General features: G+C 57.4%; 18 protein-coding genes and 3 pseudogenes. 10 read left to right on the plus strand and 11 right to left on the minus strand.

The annotated features are described in order from the left end of the window. Positions 1-319 precede the first annotated feature (319 nt). Genes ACS4RS_RS21025 through ACS4RS_RS21035 form a run of 3 tightly spaced genes read left to right on the plus strand, consistent with a single transcriptional unit; the run spans position 320 to position 2,556 of the window. Entirely contained in the window at positions 320-1,357 is a 1,038-nt protein-coding gene (locus tag ACS4RS_RS21025) for a hypothetical protein (RefSeq protein WP_439009409.1), read from the plus strand. A 20-nt stretch (positions 1,358-1,377) separates the two neighbouring features. Further along, positions 1,378-2,112, plus strand: coding sequence for a hypothetical protein (locus tag ACS4RS_RS21030; protein WP_439009408.1), 735 nt, complete (start codon positions 1,378-1,380; stop codon positions 2,110-2,112). 30 nt (positions 2,113-2,142) lie between these two features. Continuing rightward, entirely contained in the window at positions 2,143-2,556 is a 414-nt protein-coding gene (locus ACS4RS_RS21035; protein WP_439009407.1) for a hypothetical protein, read from the plus strand. A gap of 61 nt (positions 2,557-2,617) precedes the next feature. Here ACS4RS_RS21035 and ACS4RS_RS21040 read toward each other — a convergent pair whose 3' ends face one another. Then, positions 2,618-2,905: a hypothetical protein gene (locus ACS4RS_RS21040; protein ID WP_439009406.1), complete on the minus strand. Its 288-nt coding sequence runs from the start codon at positions 2,903-2,905 to the stop codon at positions 2,618-2,620. Between the two features lie 134 nt (positions 2,906-3,039). On the opposite strand from ACS4RS_RS21040, the gene ACS4RS_RS21045 reads away from it, so the two are divergent. After that, on the plus strand, positions 3,040-4,155 hold the full coding sequence (locus tag ACS4RS_RS21045; RefSeq protein WP_439009405.1) for an IS110 family transposase: 1,116 nt from the start codon (positions 3,040-3,042) through the stop codon (positions 4,153-4,155). A 1,008-nt stretch (positions 4,156-5,163) separates the two neighbouring features. On the opposite strand, the pseudogene ACS4RS_RS21050 reads toward ACS4RS_RS21045, so the two are convergent. Together ACS4RS_RS21050 and ACS4RS_RS21055 are read right to left on the minus strand one after the other, a co-directional pair. Next, a pseudogene (locus ACS4RS_RS21050) lies at positions 5,164-5,686 on the minus strand (Y-family DNA polymerase); the annotation flags it as partial. Then, positions 5,607-6,137 (minus strand): annotated as a pseudogene (locus ACS4RS_RS21055) (ImuA family protein); the annotation flags it as partial. The pseudogenes ACS4RS_RS21055 and ACS4RS_RS21050, both read right to left, overlap by 80 nt. Before the next feature lie 843 nt (positions 6,138-6,980). Here ACS4RS_RS21055 and ACS4RS_RS21060 point away from each other — a divergent pair. Both ACS4RS_RS21060 and ACS4RS_RS21065 read left to right on the plus strand, forming a co-directional pair. Continuing rightward, on the plus strand, positions 6,981-9,920 hold the full coding sequence (locus tag ACS4RS_RS21060; protein ID WP_439009404.1) for a UvrD-helicase domain-containing protein: 2,940 nt from the start codon (positions 6,981-6,983) through the stop codon (positions 9,918-9,920). Between the two features lie 48 nt (positions 9,921-9,968). Further along, positions 9,969-10,130: pseudogene (locus ACS4RS_RS21065) on the plus strand (transposase domain-containing protein); the annotation flags it as partial. Here ACS4RS_RS21065 and ACS4RS_RS21070 read toward each other — a convergent pair. The 3 genes from ACS4RS_RS21070 to ACS4RS_RS21080 form a co-directional block, all read right to left on the minus strand. Continuing rightward, complete coding sequence (locus ACS4RS_RS21070) at positions 10,069-11,040, minus strand: recombinase family protein (protein WP_449313811.1); 972 nt, start codon at positions 11,038-11,040, stop codon at positions 10,069-10,071. The pseudogene ACS4RS_RS21065 and the gene ACS4RS_RS21070 overlap by 62 nt on opposite strands. 218 nt (positions 11,041-11,258) lie before the next feature. Next, a complete protein-coding gene (locus tag ACS4RS_RS21075; RefSeq protein WP_449313812.1) occupies positions 11,259-13,664 on the minus strand; it encodes a hypothetical protein in 2,406 nt (801 codons plus the stop codon). After that, a complete protein-coding gene (locus ACS4RS_RS21080; protein ID WP_439009399.1) occupies positions 13,661-15,172 on the minus strand; it encodes a hypothetical protein in 1,512 nt (503 codons plus the stop codon). The genes ACS4RS_RS21075 and ACS4RS_RS21080 overlap by 4 nt, the downstream gene beginning before the upstream one ends. 744 nt (positions 15,173-15,916) lie before the next feature. On the opposite strand from ACS4RS_RS21080, the gene ACS4RS_RS21085 reads away from it, so the two are divergent. The 3 genes from ACS4RS_RS21085 to ACS4RS_RS21095 all read left to right on the plus strand — a co-directional run bounded on the left by ACS4RS_RS21085 (position 15,917) and on the right by ACS4RS_RS21095 (position 17,138). Next, complete coding sequence (locus tag ACS4RS_RS21085; protein ID WP_439009398.1) at positions 15,917-16,066, plus strand: hypothetical protein; 150 nt, start codon at positions 15,917-15,919, stop codon at positions 16,064-16,066. Positions 16,067-16,287: 221 nt separating this feature from the next. Beyond that, positions 16,288-16,743, plus strand: coding sequence for a hypothetical protein (locus ACS4RS_RS21090; RefSeq protein ID WP_439009397.1), 456 nt, complete (start codon positions 16,288-16,290; stop codon positions 16,741-16,743). Continuing rightward, a complete protein-coding gene (locus tag ACS4RS_RS21095) occupies positions 16,719-17,138 on the plus strand; it encodes a hypothetical protein (protein WP_439009396.1) in 420 nt (139 codons plus the stop codon). The genes ACS4RS_RS21090 and ACS4RS_RS21095 overlap by 25 nt, the downstream gene beginning before the upstream one ends. Before the next feature lie 50 nt (positions 17,139-17,188). Here the strand turns inward: ACS4RS_RS21095 and ACS4RS_RS21100 are convergent, their stop codons facing one another. The 3 genes from ACS4RS_RS21100 to ACS4RS_RS21110 form a co-directional block, all read right to left on the minus strand. Then, on the minus strand, positions 17,189-17,620 hold the full coding sequence (locus tag ACS4RS_RS21100) for a hypothetical protein (RefSeq protein ID WP_439009395.1): 432 nt from the start codon (positions 17,618-17,620) through the stop codon (positions 17,189-17,191). 1,168 nt (positions 17,621-18,788) lie between these two features. Then, positions 18,789-18,914 carry a hypothetical protein gene (locus tag ACS4RS_RS21105; protein ID WP_439009394.1) on the minus strand — a complete coding sequence of 42 codons (126 nt, stop codon included), beginning with the start codon at positions 18,912-18,914 and terminating at the stop codon, positions 18,789-18,791. Next, positions 18,904-19,374, minus strand: a complete 471-nt coding sequence (locus ACS4RS_RS21110; RefSeq protein WP_439009393.1) for an N-6 DNA methylase — start codon at positions 19,372-19,374, stop codon at positions 18,904-18,906. The genes ACS4RS_RS21105 and ACS4RS_RS21110 overlap by 11 nt, the downstream gene beginning before the upstream one ends. 527 nt (positions 19,375-19,901) lie before the next feature. Here ACS4RS_RS21110 and ACS4RS_RS21115 point away from each other — a divergent pair. Continuing rightward, positions 19,902-20,027: a hypothetical protein gene (locus ACS4RS_RS21115; protein WP_439009392.1), complete on the plus strand. Its 126-nt coding sequence runs from the start codon at positions 19,902-19,904 to the stop codon at positions 20,025-20,027. A 74-nt stretch (positions 20,028-20,101) separates the two neighbouring features. Here ACS4RS_RS21115 and ACS4RS_RS21120 read toward each other — a convergent pair whose 3' ends face one another. Further along, complete coding sequence (locus ACS4RS_RS21120) at positions 20,102-20,230, minus strand: hypothetical protein (RefSeq protein WP_439009391.1); 129 nt, start codon at positions 20,228-20,230, stop codon at positions 20,102-20,104. A gap of 344 nt (positions 20,231-20,574) precedes the next feature. After that, positions 20,575-21,480: a hypothetical protein gene (locus ACS4RS_RS21125; RefSeq protein WP_439009390.1), complete on the minus strand. Its 906-nt coding sequence runs from the start codon at positions 21,478-21,480 to the stop codon at positions 20,575-20,577. Positions 21,481-21,491 lie beyond the last annotated feature (11 nt).

Raw genomic sequence — 21,491 nt, forward strand, 5'->3', positions numbered from 1 at the left:
CCGCCCGGCAATCTCATTGGTGTCACCATCGACAACCGACGCGCGGCCAAGCAGTTGCTGGGTTTCTGCCGGAATTGATGTCGATCGGGGACTTTGAGCCACGCGGATGTCGGGTTCCTGCAGTGAGGGCAAAGGAAGTTGACCTCGACGTCGCGTTGCGACCAAAGCTCGTGCATGTATTCCTTGACCGAACTCATCTGCGTCTTCCTATCGATTAAAGGTCGATCAGTAGCACACGCTTTCGGCAGTATGAATTCATGTCGACGTTTGCATCCTGAAGGCGCAGATTGTCGCGGGAGCTATGAGTCCGTGTGACGGCATGCTCAGTGGCGAGGCGTTGCCGGTGTGCGCTGACACGCGCGGCGCAAACGCTGGCAGGATTCTGATTGCCGGAAAAGTAGTCCCTGATTACCGTCCAAAACTCTTGGGGAATATTTTCTACATGTCTCACTTCTCGAAGCTTGAAGGCGCCGTCCTCGCCAACCCATTCACGATCCATCACGAAAAGAAGCTCAACGACGGACGACCGTTCATGAGCACTTGCGTCCCGCAGGCCGTATACCTGGATCTGTTCGACATCCGCATCAGCCACGCGGCCGAATGGCAGGAAAAGCTGAAAGACCCCGAGGATCGGAACTACAAGCTGCGCTCAATCATCACGGCGCGCGGCGAGATGAAGGACAGGATCACGGTCTTTAGGATGGATGGCGAGATAGCAAGATTCGACGAGATCACCGAGGTCATGGTTAAGCCGCTGCCTAAGGGCCACGTCGGCGGCACGCGGCGCGCCACGGTTTCGGACGGCATACGCTATTCGGGTATGTCTTCCACCGATGTCCCGGAGAATGGCCTGATGGAAGAGGAGCCGGGGATGCTGCTCTATATCGATCCACAAAAGGATTCGTGGCCGTCGGAACACAAGAAGCCGTATCTCTGCCTCGAAGCTTATATGGACGAGACCGAGTTCAACGGTCTGCTGCAGCGCCTGTCGGTGACGTCCGCTCCCGTCAAGAAGGGCCTGATGCGGGTTCTGCTCGAGCTCTTCGAATACGAAGTGGATGCAAGTCTTGCGGAGCCGTGGAACCGGAAGGACTACGGCATGCTGATGAGAGGGAAGAATCAGGACTGGGGGACGGCACGAGCTCGCGTCGAGACGCTGCAGGTCGTGTATCAGCCAAACGCTGTGCCGGCAGCACCAACCGCGACCATTGACGAGGATGGCATCTATCAGCCGGCAACGCCGTTCGAGCCTGTCTCTGGGGCTACGGTGAAGAAGATCGAGAAGCACCTGAAGAATATCGCTGCGGTCACCGCCATAGGCCTGGCGGCCATCTTCGTTGTTCTGGTGTCGAGGTGATCATGGGATATCCACCCCCAATGAATGCCCTCGAAAAGAGGCTGCTTGCTGCTATCGCTGCCGGCCATCCCGAAAGACGCATGGAGGTCTCGGTGCGTGGTCAACGCATGCGAGTTGCGCCGCTAACCTGGAACGAAGTCGCCGTGGCTGTCGGAGTTCGCGAGCGGGATCTCACTGATCCTATCGCGCATCTCGTGGCGGGGGACGCTATCGACAGCGCTCGGCAGCCTGCAGGGTTCTTCAAGAGGCTACGTGGCGAGGACGACACAACGTTCTTCTTCGCGACCGAGAAAGGGCGGCGGCTTCTTCAAACCGATACGCCGCAGGGATCAGATGATGATGTGAATGAGGAGCGCCTCGAGAACGTCAGGAAGATCACGCATCACCTCGGCTACGATCTGACCCCATACGGCCACGCGTTCTCTCTCATCAGCCTTGGCAGCGGATACAACGAATTTGCAACTGCCAGCCAGATTGCGCTGGTCACTCTCGCCACGGACATCCGGGAGGCTGGGCACAACATTACCAAGCTGATGGCATTCATGCCGCACACCATGGCGATGATCGACATTATGAATGAATGGAAAGACAGAGGCGTCTTGCCACAGGCGATATTTGAAAACGATGGCCGAGCGATGGTGAAGGTGGCTATGGTCTCGCCAGAGCAGAACGAGTGGATCGACAAAGTGCTGTCGGATCCAGTGTCCACAGCCGAGCGTGTCGCCCAGTGCCGCCTGGATTACATGAGGGACTAAATGCTGAGATGTTTGCTTGCCGCAACGGCAATGGCCGTTGTCACGACGACGCCCGCGCTGGCCGCGACCAAGGCCATGGAGTGCGAGCGATACCAGATCGGCTCCGACGGCTACAAGGAAGAACGCTTCGTCTACACGATCACGGCGGACATGGATGCCGGAAGCTTGAAGATAAACCTTACGAAGCAGCCTGAAGAGAACCGGACGGGGAAGTTCCCGATCCCCACAGGATCCGATTGGAAGATCGTCTGGCGATCAAAGGATACACTACGGGTCGTCGGCGTAATCACAGACTATTCCGACAACCCTTTCGACTCCCCTGTGATGATGCTGGATATGGACTTCGCCAACGTGCGGTCGGCATATACTACGGGTGGAGGTCTCACAGACTTCGACACCGTGGTCAGTGATCCATGGAAGTATGAATGCAAGCGGCTCGACTAGCCGAGGCTACGCCTGACGATCGACGATGGCGGCCTCGTACGACACTCGGATCCTGCCGCCATCATTCCGATACCCGCAATTGGATCGGCAGTTCGATCACGAACAGCTCATCGATATCAGCGTCAGACAGGCGCTCAGCTCGCTTCTCCCCAACGAACCCGGCGACGAGAGTTTCGACCTTCGACAGCGCCTTCCTGGCGGAATCACGCAGCGCGATCTCGTTCCGAATGCGCGGTGTCAGCCCAGCGACCGTGATTGGATTTGGGATGTAGTGGATAGCCGGCCGCGCGGGAACAGGTTCGGCGGCGACGGCGGGGCAGTCTTCGGCTTGCGGGGTAGCGCTTCTCATATAGACATTGTCGGCGGCCAGGTTGTTGGTAAGACCGTATGTCCGTCTTCGTGGCTGAGGTGGCTCGCCCTACACTGGTCTTCCGAGGGTTGCTCGGATAGGCCGAGCCGATCCTCATCACAGGAGGACGAGCCGTGGCAGATTATAGAGAAGTGTTCGTTGGAATCGATGTTGCCAAGCGGAAGAATGCGATTGCTGTCGCCGAATCCGGCCGGGAGGGAGAAATTCGCTTCTGGGGTGAGGTTGATGCATCGGATGCAAGCATGCGCCGCATCATCCAGCGATTAGCTGCAAAGTTTGACCGCGTGCATTTCTGCTACGAGGCCGGACCAACCGGATACGGGCTGCATCGGCTGATCCGATCGCTCGGCCATGAATGTGTGGTCGTCGCTCCGTCATTGATCCCCAGGAAGCCGGGCGACAGAGTAAAGACGAACCGTCGAGATGCACTCGCGCTCGCCCGGCTATTGAGGGCCGGCGAGCTCACGGCGGTGTGGGTTCCCGACGAGGGTCATGAGGCGATGCGCGACCTCGTTCGCGCTCGAGCTGCGGCTGTCGAGACGTTACGAGTTCACCGGCAGCAAATAAGTGCCTTCATGCTCAAACACGGTCGGATTTATCCACGCAAGAAGGGCTGGACGATGCGATACCTTTGCTGGCTGCAGGAGCAACAGTTTGATCATCCGGCACATCAGATCGCCTTGCAGGAGATGGTCGAGGCGGTCCGCATCTCGAAAGAGCGCGTCGGACGGCTGGAGAGAGTAATTGAGGAATTCGTCCCGAATTGGTCTCTGGCTCCAGTCATCCGAGCGCTGCAGACGCTGCGAGGGGTTGATCTGATCGTCGCCGTCACCTTCGCCACGGAAGTCGGTGACGTCAGCCGTTTCGAGAGCCCGCGCCAATTGATGGGTTATCTCGGCTTGGTCCCTGGTGAGCGATCAACGGGTGAGACGGTCAGACGGGGCTCGATCACAAAGGCAGGCAACGGTCGGGTTCGGCACATGCTGGTCGAGAGCGCGTGGACTTATCGCCATCCGCCGAAGGTCGGCGCGAGAAAGCTATACCGGCTGGAGGCAGCGCCGCCAGTAGTCAGAGAGATCGCGTGGAAGGCTCAGAGCCGATTGACGGCTCGATATCGCCTGCTGGCCGCGCGGGGAAAACGGACAACGGTGGTTTGCACCGCAATTGCCCGAGAATTGGCCGGCTTCATGTGGGCCGTTGCAAGGGAGGCGCAGGCGATCAGGACATAGGTCACCGCAGCGAACTTGCACCTCGCGCATGGGCGGAGGCGGGACAACGGCAGGGGAACATCCGTCAGACGCTTTGTGGCCGGCATTGTCCGACGCCCGCAGTAAGATAGGAACAGCCCCGGACGCATTATCGGGAATGCGGTATCCAACCCGCGCATCAGAGCTTGATCACCGACGTCCTTGAGTTCCGCCTCCACCCATACGCGATCACCGGAACAGCCGTTCGTTTGGGCGGTCGGTTCCTCATGCCCAAAGCATTGACAACGGACATCAGAGCGGTGTTCTGATCGCACCTGCCCGATCAGTGCTCGATTGACGATGTTCGGCCCATTATCGATTTCAACTTACGCTCAAATCCCAAGACGCGCTGCACCGGGTTTGAGGTCTTAGCAGCGGCCGGCGGTCGACTGGAGCGACGAGCAAATTGTGCAAATCGTTGCCGGACAGTTATGATGCGGACGACTTGTCTGGCGGCTTCCAGCCCAATTCAGCCATGACGAGCCCATCATACCGCTCGCTTATGACGGCGCGTCTCATATTCTGCGCAAGCGGATCGTGGAATATTTCGGGCGCTCTTTGAGACTCTTCATCCGAGAGCCAACCGTCGGATAGTCGCCAGCGTCGATAAAACATCCAGTCGAGTGCGCCGGTTCCAATCTCGGAGGCGAGATCGCGGAGCGTGGGATGGGGGCCGACTTCGGGTTCCATGGTTGCATCCTAACAGATCGGATTTTCGAATCCGAGCCCCATTATCGACTGACGGCCGACGCTCGCGCAACGGGTTCGCGGCAACGTTTCCACTATGTTAGGAGCCCCTTGCATTTCCACGAAAACGCCTTAGGACCCGAGACCAATATTGGCTCACGAAGGACTTCGGATGCGAAGCATGTTCCCGAAGGTCGAAGAGGTGATGACCGACGTCGTCATCATGGACCTCGTCCACAGTTCAGACGAATTCCTTCATGATCTGTGCGGCCGCGCTGGTGTGTCCGGAAGGATGCTGCACGTCCGCTCGACCGCCCGCGCGATCCCGCCTCGGGAACGATAACGGTCTCCTGGGGATCACCCGAGCGCACGCATACGTCGCGCCCAAGGTGTCGGCGACCGCCACCCTTGCCGACAGTCCGATCGAGCGGATGCGGTTGGCAACGCCCGTCACCATCGGCGCCTCGCCGCCTTGAAGGTGATCCACGCCTTCCGTGTCCATGACCAGCCCATCGACGCCGTGGAGAGCCACGATGGGCGAGTAGATGCCGAGCGCCCACAAGGCGATGCGATCGACTTCTGCGGCGTCGGCGGCCGGGTCTGCGTCGACCATCATCGGGCCCTGAAACAACGCCTGGGCCTTCGCCGCCGGCATTCCGATGCGAAGGCCGGCATTGCGTGCGGCGGCGTCGGCGGCGGCCACCCAACGCTTGGAGCCCGATCTCGCGACGACCGCGATCGCCTGCTCAGCCGGAATGGCGGGATCGGCCCGACGCAGCCTGTCGGTCGCCAGATCGGGAAGGAATATGGATACGACCCTGCTCATTACATGCTCCTACGCAAAACGCGGCACACTCGCCTGCAGCGATCTCATCAATTCCACAAGCCATCTCGCCCGTCCGACGCCGGGAACAGGGAGTGCTTCGAAACGGTAGAATACTCACCCTCCATCGCGTCGTCGACGCCGTCGGCTGGCCGAAGTCATTCGCCTCCGTCTGCCTCCTCCAACGGCGGATGGCGATCCCCACCGTTCCAGTCTATCGGCTGCAAGCTGCAACCTTCGCGAAGAGACCATAGGCAGACGGACGATCTACCCGACCACGGCGCCCAGGCCGCCATACGAGAGAGCTTCCACCATGCTTGCCAGGACGTCCTTCTCGCGGTCGGACTCCACGAAGACAACCCGGTCCGGGTGGACGCCGCTTGCGCCAGGGCCGGCATGAAGGGATCGGGTCAGGCCAGACGACCTTCCCTTTCGTGCGAGCAGCGACGCCCGCCGTGGTGAAAAGTGGCCGCGTCTCTGTCGATTCAGAATAAAATTCCTACACGCTCTCCAAACCAGCAATCCACGTTGCGAACTTCAGATGGATATTTCGCAAGAATCCATTTGAACATTTGCTTTAGAGACGGCGTCTTATTTTTTAGGAACTCTACATGATTATCCTCGGAGTAGCTGGTATTGCGGCGATATCTGTTCTTTCGTCCGCCTGAATTCCTTCGCGGGCCATATTCGATGAATTCGTTCTTGAGAATTGGATCCCGCCCGCCGCTCGCGAGGACAAACCAGCCACGGTGTCTTCCCCCAACTACGTGCAGGCAAAACGATGTCGTGAAAACGGTAGTAGAGACGGTCCGCTTCTCGAGTATCGAGATATCTGGAACCGGGCCTCGGGTAGACAAGCCGTTCGTGTCTATGAATGACATTATGCGTATCGCCAATGATTGGGATATTTCCACTCGACTTACGCGGAGATCGCCTTTTTCTTTCTCGCTATCTATTAACTCTTCGTAGGTCATCGGCCTGCTTTTCGAGTTATCGAATTGTGTGAGTGCAAAATATTCCTCACGAGTGATAGCTGAATATTCTCGCATTTGTCTTAGGCTCTGACCTCCACTATGGTGCGGCACAATGCATATAGGAAGCCTGTCTACTTTTGAAGCGCGCGCTCAATATTTGGATAAGCCTGGGATGTTTGGTACGCGCTAATCCTCTCGCATCTTGACCGCGAGCATTGGCCTGATGTTAACGACTGGTCGGGTAACCTGCAGCCGCACCAGAGCAACGTTCCACTCGTTGTGCCTCGGACAAGCACAGGCGAAACCCGGCGACTATTCAAGGCATGGCATTGCCCAGACTCTATCAACGTACGTTGCTTGGCCTTCTCTCGAATCCTTTCGGAAGCATGGTTCGGGCGGTGGAACTTGACGGGCATCACCTGACAATCACCAAGTGGGGCCGGACGACGTCAGTATCGCTCGCCAGCGTCACATCTGCCCCGATCCTGCGCAAAAGAGTCTTTGGGACAACGCTGGTTATTCCCGTCATGGGGGGTGACGACATCGTCTTGCGTGGCGCCCAACATTCCCGCGCTGTCGCCTTCTCGAACGAGGTCGAGACCGCCTGGACGGACTACAACCTCTCGGCTCTCTCCAGCGAGGTGGATCGGTTCTTCCGACTGCATTCGGTAATATTCGGTCTGCTCTCTCCCGATCGCTACCCCGCGGCCTGCAGTCTGACATCCGTCTTGGAAGACGCGAGGTCCCTTGATGCGACCTTGCTGTCGAAGCTGCAGCCGCAGGCAATCGGAACGGAAGCGGCCGATATCGTCGCCTTCGTAAGGACGTTCACAGCTAATCCCCGCGCAGCGCGAGCAATGGCAATCTCAAAGTTCGTGGAAGCCGAGCTCGAAGCTTGGAAGGATTTCTTCGACACCATCGAGAGCAAGCCGCTGACGCCGGAACAGCGGCTTTCCGTTGTCGTCGACGAGGATGCCACCTTGGTCCTCGCGGGCGCCGGCTCCGGAAAAACGAGCGTGATTACCGCCAAGGCGTCCTATCTGGTGAAGGCCGGCATCCGCCGGCCTGAGGAAATCCTGCTGCTGGCGTTTGCGAAGAACGCCGCGCAAGAAATGTCCGGCAGGGTAGAAGCGCGATCTGGCGCGCCCGTGGTGGCACGGACTTTCCACGCGCTCGCGTATGACATCATCGGAGAGGTCGAAGGATCGAAGCCCGCTCTCGCCAGTCACGCCACCGATGATGCTGCCTTCATCGACACCATCAAACAGATCCTGAAAGATCTCGTTCGGAGCCATCCCGAGGTCGCCAAAGCCATCATCAAATGGTTCGCCCAATTCCTGGTAGAGACTAAGACGGAGTGGGACTTTAAGACCAAGCACGACTACTACACCCACATCGAGAAGCAGGATCTGCGTACGCTTCAAGGTGAAAAGGTCAAAAGCTACGAAGAGCTGCAGATCGCGAACTGGCTCTACGAGAACGGCGTCGAATACGAATACGAACCTCTTTACGAACATAAGGTTTCCGGCGGTGGGTACCGAGACTATTGCCCGGACTTCCGTCTTACTGAGAGCGGCGTTTACGTTGAGCATTTTGGCGTGAGGCGCCAGACAGGATCTGACGGCGTTGAACGATTAACAACGGCGCCCTTCGTCGATCGCGAGAAGTATCTCGCCGGAATGGAGTGGAAGCGCGAAATCCATGCGGCACATGAGACAACGCTCATTGAGACCTACAGCTACGAGCGTCAGGAAGGACGCCTGTTGGCCGCCTTTGCGGACAAGCTCCAGCATCATGTGACGCTCAATCCACGCCCGGTCGAAGAGATCTTCGACCGCGTCGTCGAACTGAAGCAGGTCGACACCTTCTCGCAGCTACTGGGCACTTTCCTCCGCAAGTACAAGAGCGGCGGCTACGCGATTGCCGATTGCGCTACCAAAGCGGAACGGTTGAAGCTGGGCGCTCGAGCGGAAGCGTTCCTTTCGGTGTTCGCACCGGTGTTCCGAGAATACGAGAAGCGCCTGACGGGCCGCATCGATTTCGAAGATATGATCCTGAGGGCCGCGGAACATGCGGAGGCCCGCCGATATCACAGCCCCTTCCGCCACATCCTGATCGACGAATTCCAGGACATCTCGCAAAGTCGGGCCAGACTGGTGAAGGCACTGAAGGCCCAGCATCCCGACGTCCGTATCTTCGCCGTCGGTGACGATTGGCAGTCGATCTTTCGTTTTGCGGGATCCGACGTCCATCTGATGCGCCACTTCGGCGACCAGTTCGGTGGAAGCTTCGACGGAGAGACCGGCGTGCATCGCACGGTCGATTTAGGGCGCACCTTCCGATCCATAGACCAGATTGCGTTCGCAGCAAGGGCCTTCGTCCTCAAGAACCCGGCGCAGATCGAAAAGCGGATCGTTCCCGCTGGGACGGCAACCGAACCGGCCATCAAGATCGTAACGGCTACAGCGGGTGAAGACGGTCGGAAGCTCTTTGATATCCTGGCGTCGATTTCAACCGGCTGCGGCGTCGCGGAAAAGGCAAGCGTGCTGCTGCTCGGGCGCTACAGGTTTCTCGAACCCGACATGCCGGATCTTCAGCGGCGCTTCCCGCAACTCCGCATCAGCTTCAAAACGATCCATGCTTCGAAAGGACTTGAAGCCGATCACGTTGTCCTTCTGAGGGCCGACAGCGGCCGCATGGGCTTTCCTTCGGAGACCGTTGACGACGCCCTGCTCTCCCTGGTCTCGCCAGAAGAGGAGTCTTTCGAGAACGCGGAGGAGCGGCGGGTAATGTACGTCGCGATGACGCGAGCCCGCCGGACCCTCACGATCCTTGCCTCCGCTTCGCGTCCTTCGTCCTTCGTAACTGAATTGCTAAAAGACCCCGCATACGGACTTGGGGTGACGTCGTCGGGACCGGAGAAGACGAAAGAGTGCGGTGAGTGCGGTGGTCGGCTGCTTATCGCGCGAGGGGGTGATGATCGCATATGGTATCGCTGCGAGCACGCCCAGCACTGCGACAACGTGCTGCCAGCGTGCAAAGCATGCGGCACTGCCCTCCCTCGCCTGAACCTTGGGTCGGAGGAGGTTTTATGTGAATGTGGGGCGAGCTCTCCGAAATGTCCGAACTGCAAAGACGGCTGGTTCGTGGAGCGACTCGGGCGATATGGTCCTTTTCTGAGCTGCGTCCGTTACCCGTCTTGCGACGGAAAGGCTAGGAGCAACAGCTTAAAGCAAAAAACAAAGTCGGCTCACTCAACGTAGCCCTCGAGGAGGAGTTTCGTAACCGCTGTTCCACTCCCAAGTTGTCCTGGAGCGGAGAATTGGGCGACCATCGCATCGCTAGTTAAGACCTGTAAGCTCCACGCCGTCGATCCAGTTGGCTATCTGACCAGCACGCTAACGGCCCTCGCTAATGGCCATAAGCAGAGCCAAATTGCGCATCTCCTGCCTTGGAACTACCGGGTGGGTTAGACGGTCGGCCTAAGGGCGTTGTCCGGTGGCGAGGTAACGCTTGCCTCCGTTTTGCTTTTTTCCAGAGTGAGTCCGAGACAATGCGAAGCGTCGGAACCTCTTGAATGATATGCTGCTCTGGCGAGTCGAGCCGAGACACCCGGCGTTCGCTCACTGGGTTCTTTCGGTATACGAGCCTGTTGAACACCAGGCGACCGATGTACATCTGATTATTCAGAATCCCGCTACCTCTTCGCCGGTGTCCCCGGATCGCCGTTCCTCTCCAAGCCTGCCCGCGAGGGCCTGGTATACCCTGCCCATTGAGGATTTCTGCGATGGCGTCAGGGCTTAGGCCTTTCACGTATTGCTCAAATATCCACACTATCACGGCCGCCTCGTCCGCAATGATCTCCCTCAGGCCACGGATCGGTTCGCCGTCCGCTCCAATCATCTTTTTGATCGAGTAGCCATAACAAATGCCGCCGGGAACTCGGCCCGTCTTCGCTACGGTCTTCATGCCTTCCCTGGTTCGATATCGAACCTGCTCTAGCATCTCGCTATTCAGGACCGCCCTCAGGCCAAGCTCCATAGCTGACACTTGAGAACCGCCATGCACGGTCCAAAGTTCAATGTCGTGGAACTGGAGAAGCTTCAACACTTTTGCGCTGTGTTCTAGGTCTCGCGAGAGCCGGTCAAGCGTAAGGCAAAGTAGGACATCGTAGGCACCCACTCGCGCCCCTGTCAGCGCAGCCTGAAGGCCTGGGCGTGTTTCGAAACTAGCGCCGCTAATGCCAGCATCAACATATGTTCCGCTCAGCTTCCAACCGCGCTCCACAACAAACGAACCCCCCAGATCAAGCTGGGTTTCGATCGAAGCTGGGTTCTGTTGATCTGTTGAATACCGCGCGTAGATGACCGCTCTCTTGCACATATTAGCCTCCCGATAACAATGGCAGGCCAAGGTATCACGACGCAGATGTGCTCAAGTGTTTGTCGACCTCTGCAGTCGTCAAAAATTCGGTCTAGGTGTAAACGCGACTGCGCTTACGGAGTTTCGGGGTCCGAAGTTCCCCGATAGGTCGCTCAGAGCGTCGCAGACGATGGAAGCGACGTCGCGCGCATAGCGAGATCTACTACTCGGTGCGGTGTTCAGTTTCGATCGGCAGCCGGACTGCTTTCCGTTTTCGTCCCAGTCATGATCGCGGTCTGCGCTGCAAGCGGCAAGACGCCAACATCGACAAACAACTTCGCGCCGAGCGTTCTGTCCATTGCCTGCCGCAGATTGACTACGATGTCGCTGCCGAGTTCGACGGCAGTCAATCCAAGGACCTTCGTAACTTCAGCTCGTACGCGGAGAACGAACGGCAAGAACTTGTCGGCCTTCGGTGACGGAGGTAGCGCCGCCTCGATCGCGTCCAACGTCCAGAGGACGGTCGCCCAGCACTCGAGAAAGTCCGCCGGCATGGAAGTGTATTCGCGGGCGATCATCAGCCGTCTCACAGGAGGGCGCTTGCCGCAGAAAAAGGACGAGATGACCCTGAAAGCCATCCGGGGCCAGCCGCGTTCTTCGGTCGAGGCCTCCAGCCCGTTCGGCAGATACGCAGTCCGAGCTTTGTGAAGCAGCATCATCAGCCAAAAGCGAACCCGCAGCACGTCGGGCGCTCCCAACGGCTCCGTCCCCGCGGTCAATCGATCCACATAGAGAGCGACCATCTTTTCGAACTGTTTGGCATCGACCCAGATTTCCGGACAGGATTCACCTTCATCCTTACCGTTGTTGGCTTCGGCCCGCTGCGTCCCGACTTCCGTATGGGCGTCCTCGTTCTCGTCTCCGAGATCAAGCCAGCTATCGTCGCCTTCGGTCGCATCCTCTTCGAGCGGCGGCTTCGACTGGCCCACCAGGTCGTTCATGAACTGCCGGATCCTGTCGGAGTGCTTTCCAGACAAGGCGTTCTGCCGATGTTCAGATCGCTCGTCCGGGACACGCGTCTTCATGAACTCTTCGTAAGTAAGGAACCGCGTCTCTTGCTCTTTCGTCTCCGTCCGGGCGCTACGCGAGGCGCGGGGCGTCGAAGAAGATTGGTCGGTGATTTCGGTAAGGTCGGCCCTCGCGAGTTCGTCCGCGGCCTGATGCATCCAGAGCTCGAAGTCGGAATTCGCATCGAAGATCTCGATCGCCTTCGCGACGGAGCCGGTCGCGATTTCGCGACGCCGGTTCCTGAGAACCGAACGCTGGGTTACATACGCTCTGTTGGAAATGAAAGGTCCCGCCTCCACTGTCGCAAAGCTGACCGCGCTCCTCCGCTCGCCCGTGATGCGGAATGTCAGGCTGGATGACTGGGAACCGAGTTCGTACGCTATGGAATCAATGACATTCTGATCTCCATCCAGCAGTCTTATGAAGCCGCGATCCGGGATTCCGCGGGGAACCGTCCAGGTGAGTATGTCGCCGTCAAGCTCGAAGAAACCGGGTCTTCGAGACTTCAACTCCTCGAGAGGGATCGGAGGCGTCTCACCTGATAGGATCAGTTCCTCAGGGTCGAGCGGGTCCTGCGCAAGGCTCTCCCCAAGTCCAAGGGCTTCCGACGCCCTACCGGCCGGCAGCCTCCGATAGATGCAGGCCTCCGCGTTGCTATTTGACTGCCCCAAGGTTCCGAGCGCGGCCGCCGTGCAGTTTGCGCTTCCCACAAGCACGTGGTCATGCTCCTTTGTCGATGCGATGAAGATTTTCGCATGGGCGAAGCGGCCTGTCAGTCTGCGGGGCAGTTGTCTGAACTCAACTTCGGGCGGTCGCACCGCCTCGATCGGGAATCTGACGTTCTCCATATCCAGCAGGATGGAAATGCTCTCCGTCCGGAGCCGCTGTTGAAGGAAATGGAGAGCCGACAGGTTGTCGTCCCAATAGGGACTGACGACTACGAAGTCCTCCACCGGCGCGTCATCGATGAGATCGAGGAACTGCTGACCGATCCCTTCGGCCCCACCGTTTGTCAGGAATGCCATCACGGTGCCGTCGTCGAGCGTTACCGGGCGCGCTTCGCCCTTGTCGCGCAGCCAGGGGGCTCTGTCCTTGGTCCAGTTAATGGCGTCTGTCGCTGACCTTGACCTGTCCATCCCCAATGCTTCCAGATAGGACCAGGCAGACCGAACGATGTCGCCTTCCGGGCTAGGCTCGTCGCCACATTCGATCTCGATCACGGCTTCGGCGTTCCCGGCGAGACCGGCTGCCGTGACGTTAGCCGAGCCGACGAAAAGCCGTCCCCCTTTGCGCCCGAGCTGTAGAACGATCTTGGGATGAAAGAGACCGTCAGCGATTGGCGGAGAAGCCAAGGCATAGTCGCGTCCCAACCGCGACGGAAGGCGGGAGCCGTCGGATAGCGACATGGACACCATCCGCTCGTCGGCAATGACGAGGATGTTCGTTGCACCGCTGGCCATGAGCTGTGGCAACATGGCCTCTTCCAGGGCCGCGAATTCGATGGCAAACGTCGTCGAGATGGCGGAATGATATGGGCGTCCACCGCTCCGGCGCGCCATTCGATCGAGATACTTCACGCTGCTTCTCCGAGCAGCTCGCGCGCGCGCTCCGTAAGTCCTTCGTCATCCACAAGTCCAACGTCGACCAAGAACTGGATGGCGGGGTTCAGCCTAGGAGTGGTCGCAACCGGCACATAGCCGTTCCGTCGCAGGAGGCGTCCGTCACGCACCTCGAACAGGAACGTATAATCCTTCTGTCTCCGGAGCTTCTGCATTGCTACCCAACTATGCCGCAGAATAATTCGATCGACGACATACGCCGCGATGAGGTCGCGAACGGGCTCGCCGGCGTGATCTGCGAACCAATTCATCTCCGTGAGGATCGACCTCGCACTCCCTGCGCCAGGAAGTTCGCCGCCAATGACCTCGCCGAGGTCCTCGTTCCGCGCCACACGCTCGAACAATGCGGCAATCGTAGAAATTGCGTCCCAGGCCTTCTCCTCCGGAGTGCCACGCCGTCCAGTCAATCTTGACCACGCTTCCTGATAGTCGAACGTCTCTGGATCGATGCTCCGTTGGTACGTCGACCACTCGTCGTCGGCGCCTTCGCCCGAACCTAGCCGCTCCCAGACCTCGCCCCGTATTTCGGCAAGCGTGAGTCCGGCGTCCTGTTCTCCCATCAGAACTAGCGCCCACTCCAGCAGAGCCGCGGCCGCGATCTGCATGAAGTCGTGACAGTGGTAGGATTCCCACCGGACGCGCTGACGGTCCAGATCGTCGTCGCCGAACGTCCGCGACGAAAACAGGTGCCACCTGACTGACATCGGGTCTGGACGACTGGAGGACGCCTTGGCCGTCTCCAAAACCAGCTTGAGGGACGCTGTCCGGCTCAGGTCTCCGACCGTCGCATCGCGGCCTTCCGGATTGAGAAGAAGGTGCTCGTAAATGGCCAGTTCCTCGGAGCCTTCGGAGATTTGCGACGGGAGTATTGGCCAAAGCTCGTCCAGGAGCTGAGGCGTCACCTTGGCGGATTGAATGCATTCTATGAGAATGGCCTCGACTTCTTCGCCAATGGCCTCTCGAAAAGCTGCGGCTGTGGCCACTCCAAGCCCGTTGCTCGCCCGCTGGATGCCATGGTCCCCTTCGACGAACAGTCCGACCTCCACCATCTGCGAGTAGTAGGCGCCACCGAACACGCCGAGAGACTGCCGGAGATAGCGGGTCACGTTCGGATCGATTGAAGTTGCCTGCGCGAAGTCTATCTCCGGCTCCTCCAGAGAAAGTCTCCGGTCGGCCCATTCCACGCCACCGACTCCGCCCTCTCCTCCATGGTAAGAAGCTACGAGTGCGAAAAGAGCTTCGGCTCGCCGTACCCATGAACGCCACTCGGAAAAGTCGGTGGACGCTTTATTGCGCGCGTAGGCGTCACTGACCCAACAGTAGTACCCGTAGTAGCGTATCCGCAAAGTGACGTTACTGATGCCCGGAACAAGTGATTGGTAAAGTGCGACGCCGGCATTCTGCATTCCAAGAGGATCGAGTCCACGCTTGTCGACCCGTTCAGTCCACTCTGGTTCGGCGCTCATCAAAGTCTCGTCGATAACTAAATAAGAATCAGAATATACAACGCAAAGCTTCAAAAGCAACCACGAGATGCACCGCTCTTTTAGCCGGCGTATTGGCAGCATCGGTATCCAAGCTTAGGAGAATTACGGAAACGGTCAGTTGACCACTCAAAGAGTGTCTGAGCAGGAGACCGACCTAACAAGTCCCAAAGGCGGAGCGCATGACATCTCAACCAATCGAAAATCTCAAAGGCGATACGGATCCGGCTGCGCCGGGACTTCGTTCAGGTGCAAGGCGCACATGAGGGCAGCCGGAACGTTCATCTCGAAGTATGGGAGACCAAGCGCGGAAGTCGCGTAGTCGGCGCCGAATTCGATCACGCTAACCGCGTCAACCTGTGGCTGACAACCCTGGGGATGCCACGCGATCTTCCAGCCACGATCGAACGGACGCACAAGGAACCGCAGGGACGGGGATGGACCGATCAAAACGGCGACGGCGCCAACAGCAACCTGTCAGCATACAACCAGTTCGCGGGACGACCGATCGTCAGGCTCGAAGTCAGGACGCTCGAGGAAGCTGCACCGATCTTACAGCATCTATGCCGGTAGCGTCGGGCGCCAATCCAACGAGCGCCAGGCTGCGCCTGTCATTCCCTCGGTCAGCGAAACGACCTTCTCCACCTCGTCGTCGGCCAGATCATTCCGAAGGTATCGAAGGCACAACGATCTTCGGACGTAGGGGTCGGGAAGCGGGAGCGCCACGTGGCGATCGAGCCTGCCGGCCCTTCCGAGCGCAGAGTTCGTTCGGCAGGCGCCCGGCGTAACCTGCTCAAGGCGCAGATGAACCCCGACCTCCTGACTGAAGATCTGAAGAAGGCGCGGCCATCGAACCAGTCCTTCTGGCTGACATGACAGTAATAGTGCCGCCAATTATGCGAGGAAGGCGGTGCCAAGCAAATGTTCGATCGAACTGCACTTTGTTGGCACGGGTTTTGTAGACTTAATGCGGTCGAGATTGGTGAAGATGGTACCTAATTTTATACAGCGACATGTAATGGGATTGGTAAATTAGCTCGCCCGCCACCTGATTGAGTGCTAAATTACACCAAGCTCATAAGTTGAGGGAGCGAACTATGAGGTACGCGGCGCAGCCCATTTTTGCGGGCATATTTGCGATCACCCTTGTTTTGTCCAATGCCACCAGAACGCTCGCCGACGGATATGTCTCCTGGTGCATAGACCAAGAGATATCGAGAGTTAAAGAAGTGGCGATCAATAACGCGTCTGAAGGAAGCTGCTTTGTGACGATGCAGGAGCCGTTTGAGGGCTCGGAGCAGAAAGTTACAACTTATACCGGACAAGATTGGGAAACCTGCTTCAATAAGGGAGCCGAGCTGACTCAGGACATTATTGACGCCGCTGACGGATATAATTGCGGCGCCTGGAGTTGGGCCGGCAATGTTGCAATCTCTCACAAAAAGCTAATGGAGGGAGTTCTGAGCACAATTCAATCCTACAATGAGACAGTGCGTCAATGGAATGAAGGCGAAAAAAATACACGGATGTGGGGCTCAGGGAAGTTGCCCTAATCTTTCCAGCGGGCGATGAATTCTGGGCAGATGGCCAAGAACTGGATCTAGCAGATCTGTATTTACTCGCGACATACGGAAGATATGTTGAGGGGTTCAACTGGCCGCAGGTGTTTGCCAAGGCAATGAGAGCCGACGGGTTCGTCCCATACGATCCAGACGATCCGACCACCAATGAGACTGTTCTCGAGTTCGGGGATGTCGAGGACGGTGCTTGTCATGGCAACGACGGGAAGCACCTCACCACAGTGGATTACCAAAGTACTCTCATCGTGAATCTTTTGGAAGGGTATGAGGACTGCGAAGGCAGGCACAAGAGGAAAGTTTTAGAAACAGAGAAATACTTTTTGGAGCTCCAAGGTGAGGGAATTTGGGAACTGAAGAAATTGAACTAACGTTGTCGGTGTCGCTTAAAATTGGTTGACCAGTTTCACATCAGGACTTTCTATTCGCTTTCATTCCACAGTGGATGGGACTCCTCACAGACGAGGCTGCCCGCGGAAAACAGCTTTACCGTGTAGGTTCCCGTGCCAGTTTTGTCCCCGTCGAAAAACTCGATCGGGTCGAAGTCCTTGAAGAGTCGTTTGCCTCCTTCCAAGACTATCGTCTCGTTGAATTCATCGGATCTGGAGCCCCTTTCTGCCTCATATGAAACCTTCAACCTAGGTGACGCTATTGGAGAAGCCAGCGCTACACCGGCAAACTGGCTGTTGGCATTCCATTCGAGGAGTTCGAAAAACGAGCGCCTAAGAACGAATGCACCGCTGATCTCGTCTTCATATTCACTGACAGCGACGAGCCTGCCGGCACAATCCTGTCCTGCAACAACAACGCAGGTCAAAAGCCAAAAAGTAAGAGCCAACAGTAGCCGCATCATATCTTAACAAGCCTCCTGCGAGCAGTCGACCAGAACACGGTTCCTGTTCTTAATCGAGGAACGAACCTGTTCCGGCTTGAGTTCAGTCGCCACAAGCCCCAACGCGATTAGAATCTTCGCACAAGCACTCTCTAAAATCGGCTTCAAACCGATTGCAGATGGCTTTCGCCTTTTCAACCTCCCTCTTTGCAACACATCCCCAGTCGTTGTCGACAAATACTTGGCCTGAGGGACACCTGGCCCCACCAGAAGCTTCAAGGGGCACGAGAGTGCAGAAGCAGAGAAGTAGAATACATGCTTTCATCGCGGTCAGTGCCCCCAAAATGCCTGTCGATTTCTCTCGTACTGCTATCGCTTTCGAAGCATCAACGCTCGACGCCCTAACTCCCTCTTTCCCCGTGCTTCTTAGCGCGCAGACGCTCTCAGTGGAAAAGAGTCCTGGCGAGCAACAACGCCTTGCGGCTCGTACTCGCTTCCCGTCCACGTCCAGCGAATGGCTCTCGGAGCGGAACACGCTTCGCAGTCATCGGTGATATGGTCGAAAATAATCACGTCCCGCATCTCTCCAACGTCAGAACTATGATCATCTACGTAGGGCACGGCCCAAGACTCCACGCTGGGAACTGCTGTCCAGTACGGAGGCTTGTTTCGAATGATAAAATGGTAGTCACAAGCGTGATTGCTGCAGTGGGCCATTTGCACAACAATGAGGTCGTTGTCACCGTCGTTGTCCAAATCCACCCGTCCAACCTTGAGTCTTCGCGCCATGACACCGCCGGCGCCAGTGGCGACTTTGTCGCCGAGTATATTGGCCACAATTCCTTTCTCTCGGGAGGTCGCATCGTGGAGAGCCGGCCGCTCAGCGCACAAGCCTACGGAGGCCAAGGAAAACAGCGATGATACAAGGACGATCACTGCAGGGACGGGCTTCATCTTCCTCTCCGGAGCAAGCCACAGGCAGCAGAATATGGACTTTAGATTATACTTGGAAACCTAAATTAGCAACTCATTAATTCTTCCGAAAGTCTCGCCTATTCGAGGGGATGTAATGGTCGACTGCCGCCTTTCGTCCAGCGGCACGTGTGTTAACTGTCGCCAATCTTGGGTACCTCGGCTCTCGCAGTTTTACTGTTCTCCCATTCGCCAATTTTGTAGTGTTGCCACCGGCTCATGCTTCCAGCACCTCGGCCAAATTCGCCGCGATCACATCCTGCAAGCGTGCAGCCTCGGCGTTCAGTCCCTCCAGTTCTTCCTGCAATGCTTCCAGCCGCTCGCGGAAGTCCTCATCTTCCACCACTTCGCCAGGCGCGACGCCGACATAACGACCGGGGTTCAGGCTCCAGTCCTGCTCGGCGATCGCGGCGCGCGCCCGTTGCGACCTTGCACAGGCCGAGCATCCCTGTATCCCCCGTCCCCAAAGACCTAATGCATCTTCGGGCCGCTGCCCGCTTCCAATTCTTTCTCTTCACCGCGCCACAGCCGCACGATATCGCCAATGAACTCAATCTGGTCCGGCGTGAAATCGCGCTGAGCGCGGTTGACCTGGCGGAAGATTTGTCGCGCGTCGATGATAGCACCTCGTCCGCCCGACTGCCCTTCCGCTTGCCCCTATCAAGGAACCAGAGCGTTACTGGGGTGACCGTGAAAAACATGTTGGGCGAGGTGCTGACGATCACGTCCACTGCGCCAGTCTCGATGAGCTTTCGGCGCATTTCGCGCTCTGATCCGCTCTCATCGGATGCGGAATTGGCCATGACAAAGCCAGCCCGCCCCTTTCATAAAGGCGGTGGTAAACAGTCCGATCCACAGAGGCCGATGTGTTTGCGGCCTTACGAATCCTTTCCTCGACGGGGCCGAATCCTTGGGAAGGCAACGTCTAGTTTTTCACCCGGATCGATCGCAGGATTCGCAATGACTGCATGGAAAGACTATCAAGAGGAGGCAGCAGCGTTCTTTCGCTCCATTGGTCTCACCGCGGAGACCAAGAGGATCGCCGGCGTTCGAACGAACCATGACGTCGACGTATTCGTAAAATCGCACCATTACGGATTCGATGTCACCTGGATCGTCGAATGCAAGCAATGGAAGTCGCCTCGCAGCGATCCTATGCGGTCAAACGGCTCCGAGTCTGGGGGCAGTTGCTCCCTAATTGCGCAAAAGTCCGTCCAATGAGTCGTCGCAAGATTTCGTTGAAGGCATAGAAGGTCACAAGCTGCTGCGTGTCCTAAGACTTGAATTCCCCGTTCTGCACGGCCAGAAATCGAGAGGAGAAAGAGAATCAATGAAATCGCTGATAATGCTTGCAGTCGGAATGATGGCAGTCGATCAGGTCGAATATGTCTACGACTGGAAGAAGACGAGATCGGACCATTTGCAATGTGAGTTCGTCGAGTTCAGCCCGATCTAACGACTCGAAGGCTCTCAGGCCTACTGGCAGCCCGCTCTTGACCACGAGGCTTAGTCATAACGTCAGGGTGGCGGTCACTTCCAGCACTCGCTGCCGATGTGGCAATACATCTGGCCGGCTATCTGACCATCTGAAACATAGAAGACTTCGCCAGCGATGTTGTAGGTAAACCGTGCGCCCCAAACGTTGATTTCATTTCTCATGGGATCACCTCCATGGCGACGCTCAGCTTTGCTCGTATGTTGCCGAACCGTTCGTATCTTCCCCGCACCGCTCCAATTCTCGTTTCCTAAGTACGTTATGGTGTAGCACTGCCCCCTTCAATATCACCGATATTCCGCGAGAAATGAATACTGAAGAAAGGTTCCTTGTCACCATATTCCTGATTTAAGTACTTGGCCCAGGTATGCTCCTGGTTTGCCAATGGGCAATTGGGCCGCCCAGGATAAGTATAGGCAGTAGCATTCTCTACGAAGAAGGTAGGCAGGGCAACGACGGCCATCAACTTCCAGTATCGGGACATTCTCTCCTCCCCTACGTGGCAAAATTACAATTGCTTAGGCACGGCCACGGGTTCCTGCGGTATGGCAGGCGCCAGAGGTGTCGGCGGCGGATTGAAGGGCACCCTAGGGTGTGCAGCAGGTGGGTTAATTAGCGGGCCTATCTCCATGTTAGATGCCTGGTCTGTTTTTGTGGGTGGCAAATAGACTGTGGGCGATCCTGCCGGGGGCCCCGGCGGAAAAAGTGCCGGACCCGGAGGCAGAGGACCTCTGGCCCTGTCTCGCTCCAATTGAGCCTTTGCTGACGCATCGGAGGCAGCGTGCGCGCCCCGTAGCTTTTGCAGTTTCTCTTCAAGTCGTTTGGTCTCTGCGCGATCTTTCGCCCGCTGTTCTCGTAACACTAGACCCTCTGCTCTAATCTTCTGATAGAAGTCTTTGTTGAGTGACCCGCCGCGGATGATGTATCCATCGCTGTCGGAGTGGGCAGATACATAAATCCCCTCGAGGCGCGTGCCGGGCAATAAGGGATCTATCCGATCCTGCGTGCCGGGTGCGTCTTCGAGTGTGAAGGACTCCTTGATGGCATCAACGGTGGTCTTCCCGTGAGTCAAATATTGAAAGTCTCTCAATTCCACGACGTTGCCGTTCGCGTCCACCAAAGACTGAATGTAAAACAGATGCACCTCGCCTGGGGTTGGCTTTGCGCCGATCTCCTTGAGGTAGTCCCCAAGGCGGCCTTTTATTTTCTCCTCCCGAAGGTAGGTCGCGACCATATCGATGTTAAAGAACACGGCTTCAATCTTGTCACCGATGTCTTCGGCGCGCCCGGTAACGTCTACCCCTATTTTCGGGGCCGCAGATGGCATCGCGAACTTGCTTTCAGCCAGTGGGGATGCCACCGGACCAGCAATAATTGCCGCGAATGCATAAACCAAACTTCGCCAAGAGTTCATTGGCGCCCCCA

The organism is Rhizobium sp. F40D2 (genome assembly GCF_051810745.2).
Lineage (GTDB): Bacteria > Pseudomonadota > Alphaproteobacteria > Rhizobiales > Rhizobiaceae > Rhizobium.

Excerpts from the sequence above, each read along its gene's own strand:
- ACS4RS_RS21070 (WP_449313811.1), bottom strand. The coding sequence starts at position 11,040 with ATGTGCAAGAGAGCGGTCATCTACGCGCGGTATTCAACAGATCAACAG.
- ACS4RS_RS21040 (WP_439009406.1), bottom strand. The coding sequence starts at position 2,905 with ATGAGAAGCGCTACCCCGCAAGCCGAAGACTGCCCCGCCGTCGCCGCC.
- ACS4RS_RS21100 (WP_439009395.1), bottom strand. The coding sequence starts at position 17,620 with ATGATGCGGCTACTGTTGGCTCTTACTTTTTGGCTTTTGACCTGCGTT.
- ACS4RS_RS21125 (WP_439009390.1), bottom strand. The coding sequence starts at position 21,480 with ATGAACTCTTGGCGAAGTTTGGTTTATGCATTCGCGGCAATTATTGCT.
- ACS4RS_RS21030 (WP_439009408.1), top strand. The coding sequence starts at position 1,378 with ATGAATGCCCTCGAAAAGAGGCTGCTTGCTGCTATCGCTGCCGGCCAT.
- ACS4RS_RS21120 (WP_439009391.1), bottom strand. The coding sequence starts at position 20,230 with ATGAGAAATGAAATCAACGTTTGGGGCGCACGGTTTACCTACAACATC.
- ACS4RS_RS21115 (WP_439009392.1), top strand. The coding sequence starts at position 19,902 with ATGAAATCGCTGATAATGCTTGCAGTCGGAATGATGGCAGTCGATCAG.
- ACS4RS_RS21090 (WP_439009397.1), top strand. The coding sequence starts at position 16,288 with ATGAGGTACGCGGCGCAGCCCATTTTTGCGGGCATATTTGCGATCACC.
- ACS4RS_RS21080 (WP_439009399.1), bottom strand. The coding sequence starts at position 15,172 with ATGAGCGCCGAACCAGAGTGGACTGAACGGGTCGACAAGCGTGGACTC.
- ACS4RS_RS21025 (WP_439009409.1), top strand. The coding sequence starts at position 320 with ATGCTCAGTGGCGAGGCGTTGCCGGTGTGCGCTGACACGCGCGGCGCA.
- ACS4RS_RS21035 (WP_439009407.1), top strand. The coding sequence starts at position 2,143 with ATGGCCGTTGTCACGACGACGCCCGCGCTGGCCGCGACCAAGGCCATG.
- ACS4RS_RS21060 (WP_439009404.1), top strand. The coding sequence starts at position 6,981 with ATGGCATTGCCCAGACTCTATCAACGTACGTTGCTTGGCCTTCTCTCG.
- ACS4RS_RS21110 (WP_439009393.1), bottom strand. The coding sequence starts at position 19,374 with ATGGCCAATTCCGCATCCGATGAGAGCGGATCAGAGCGCGAAATGCGC.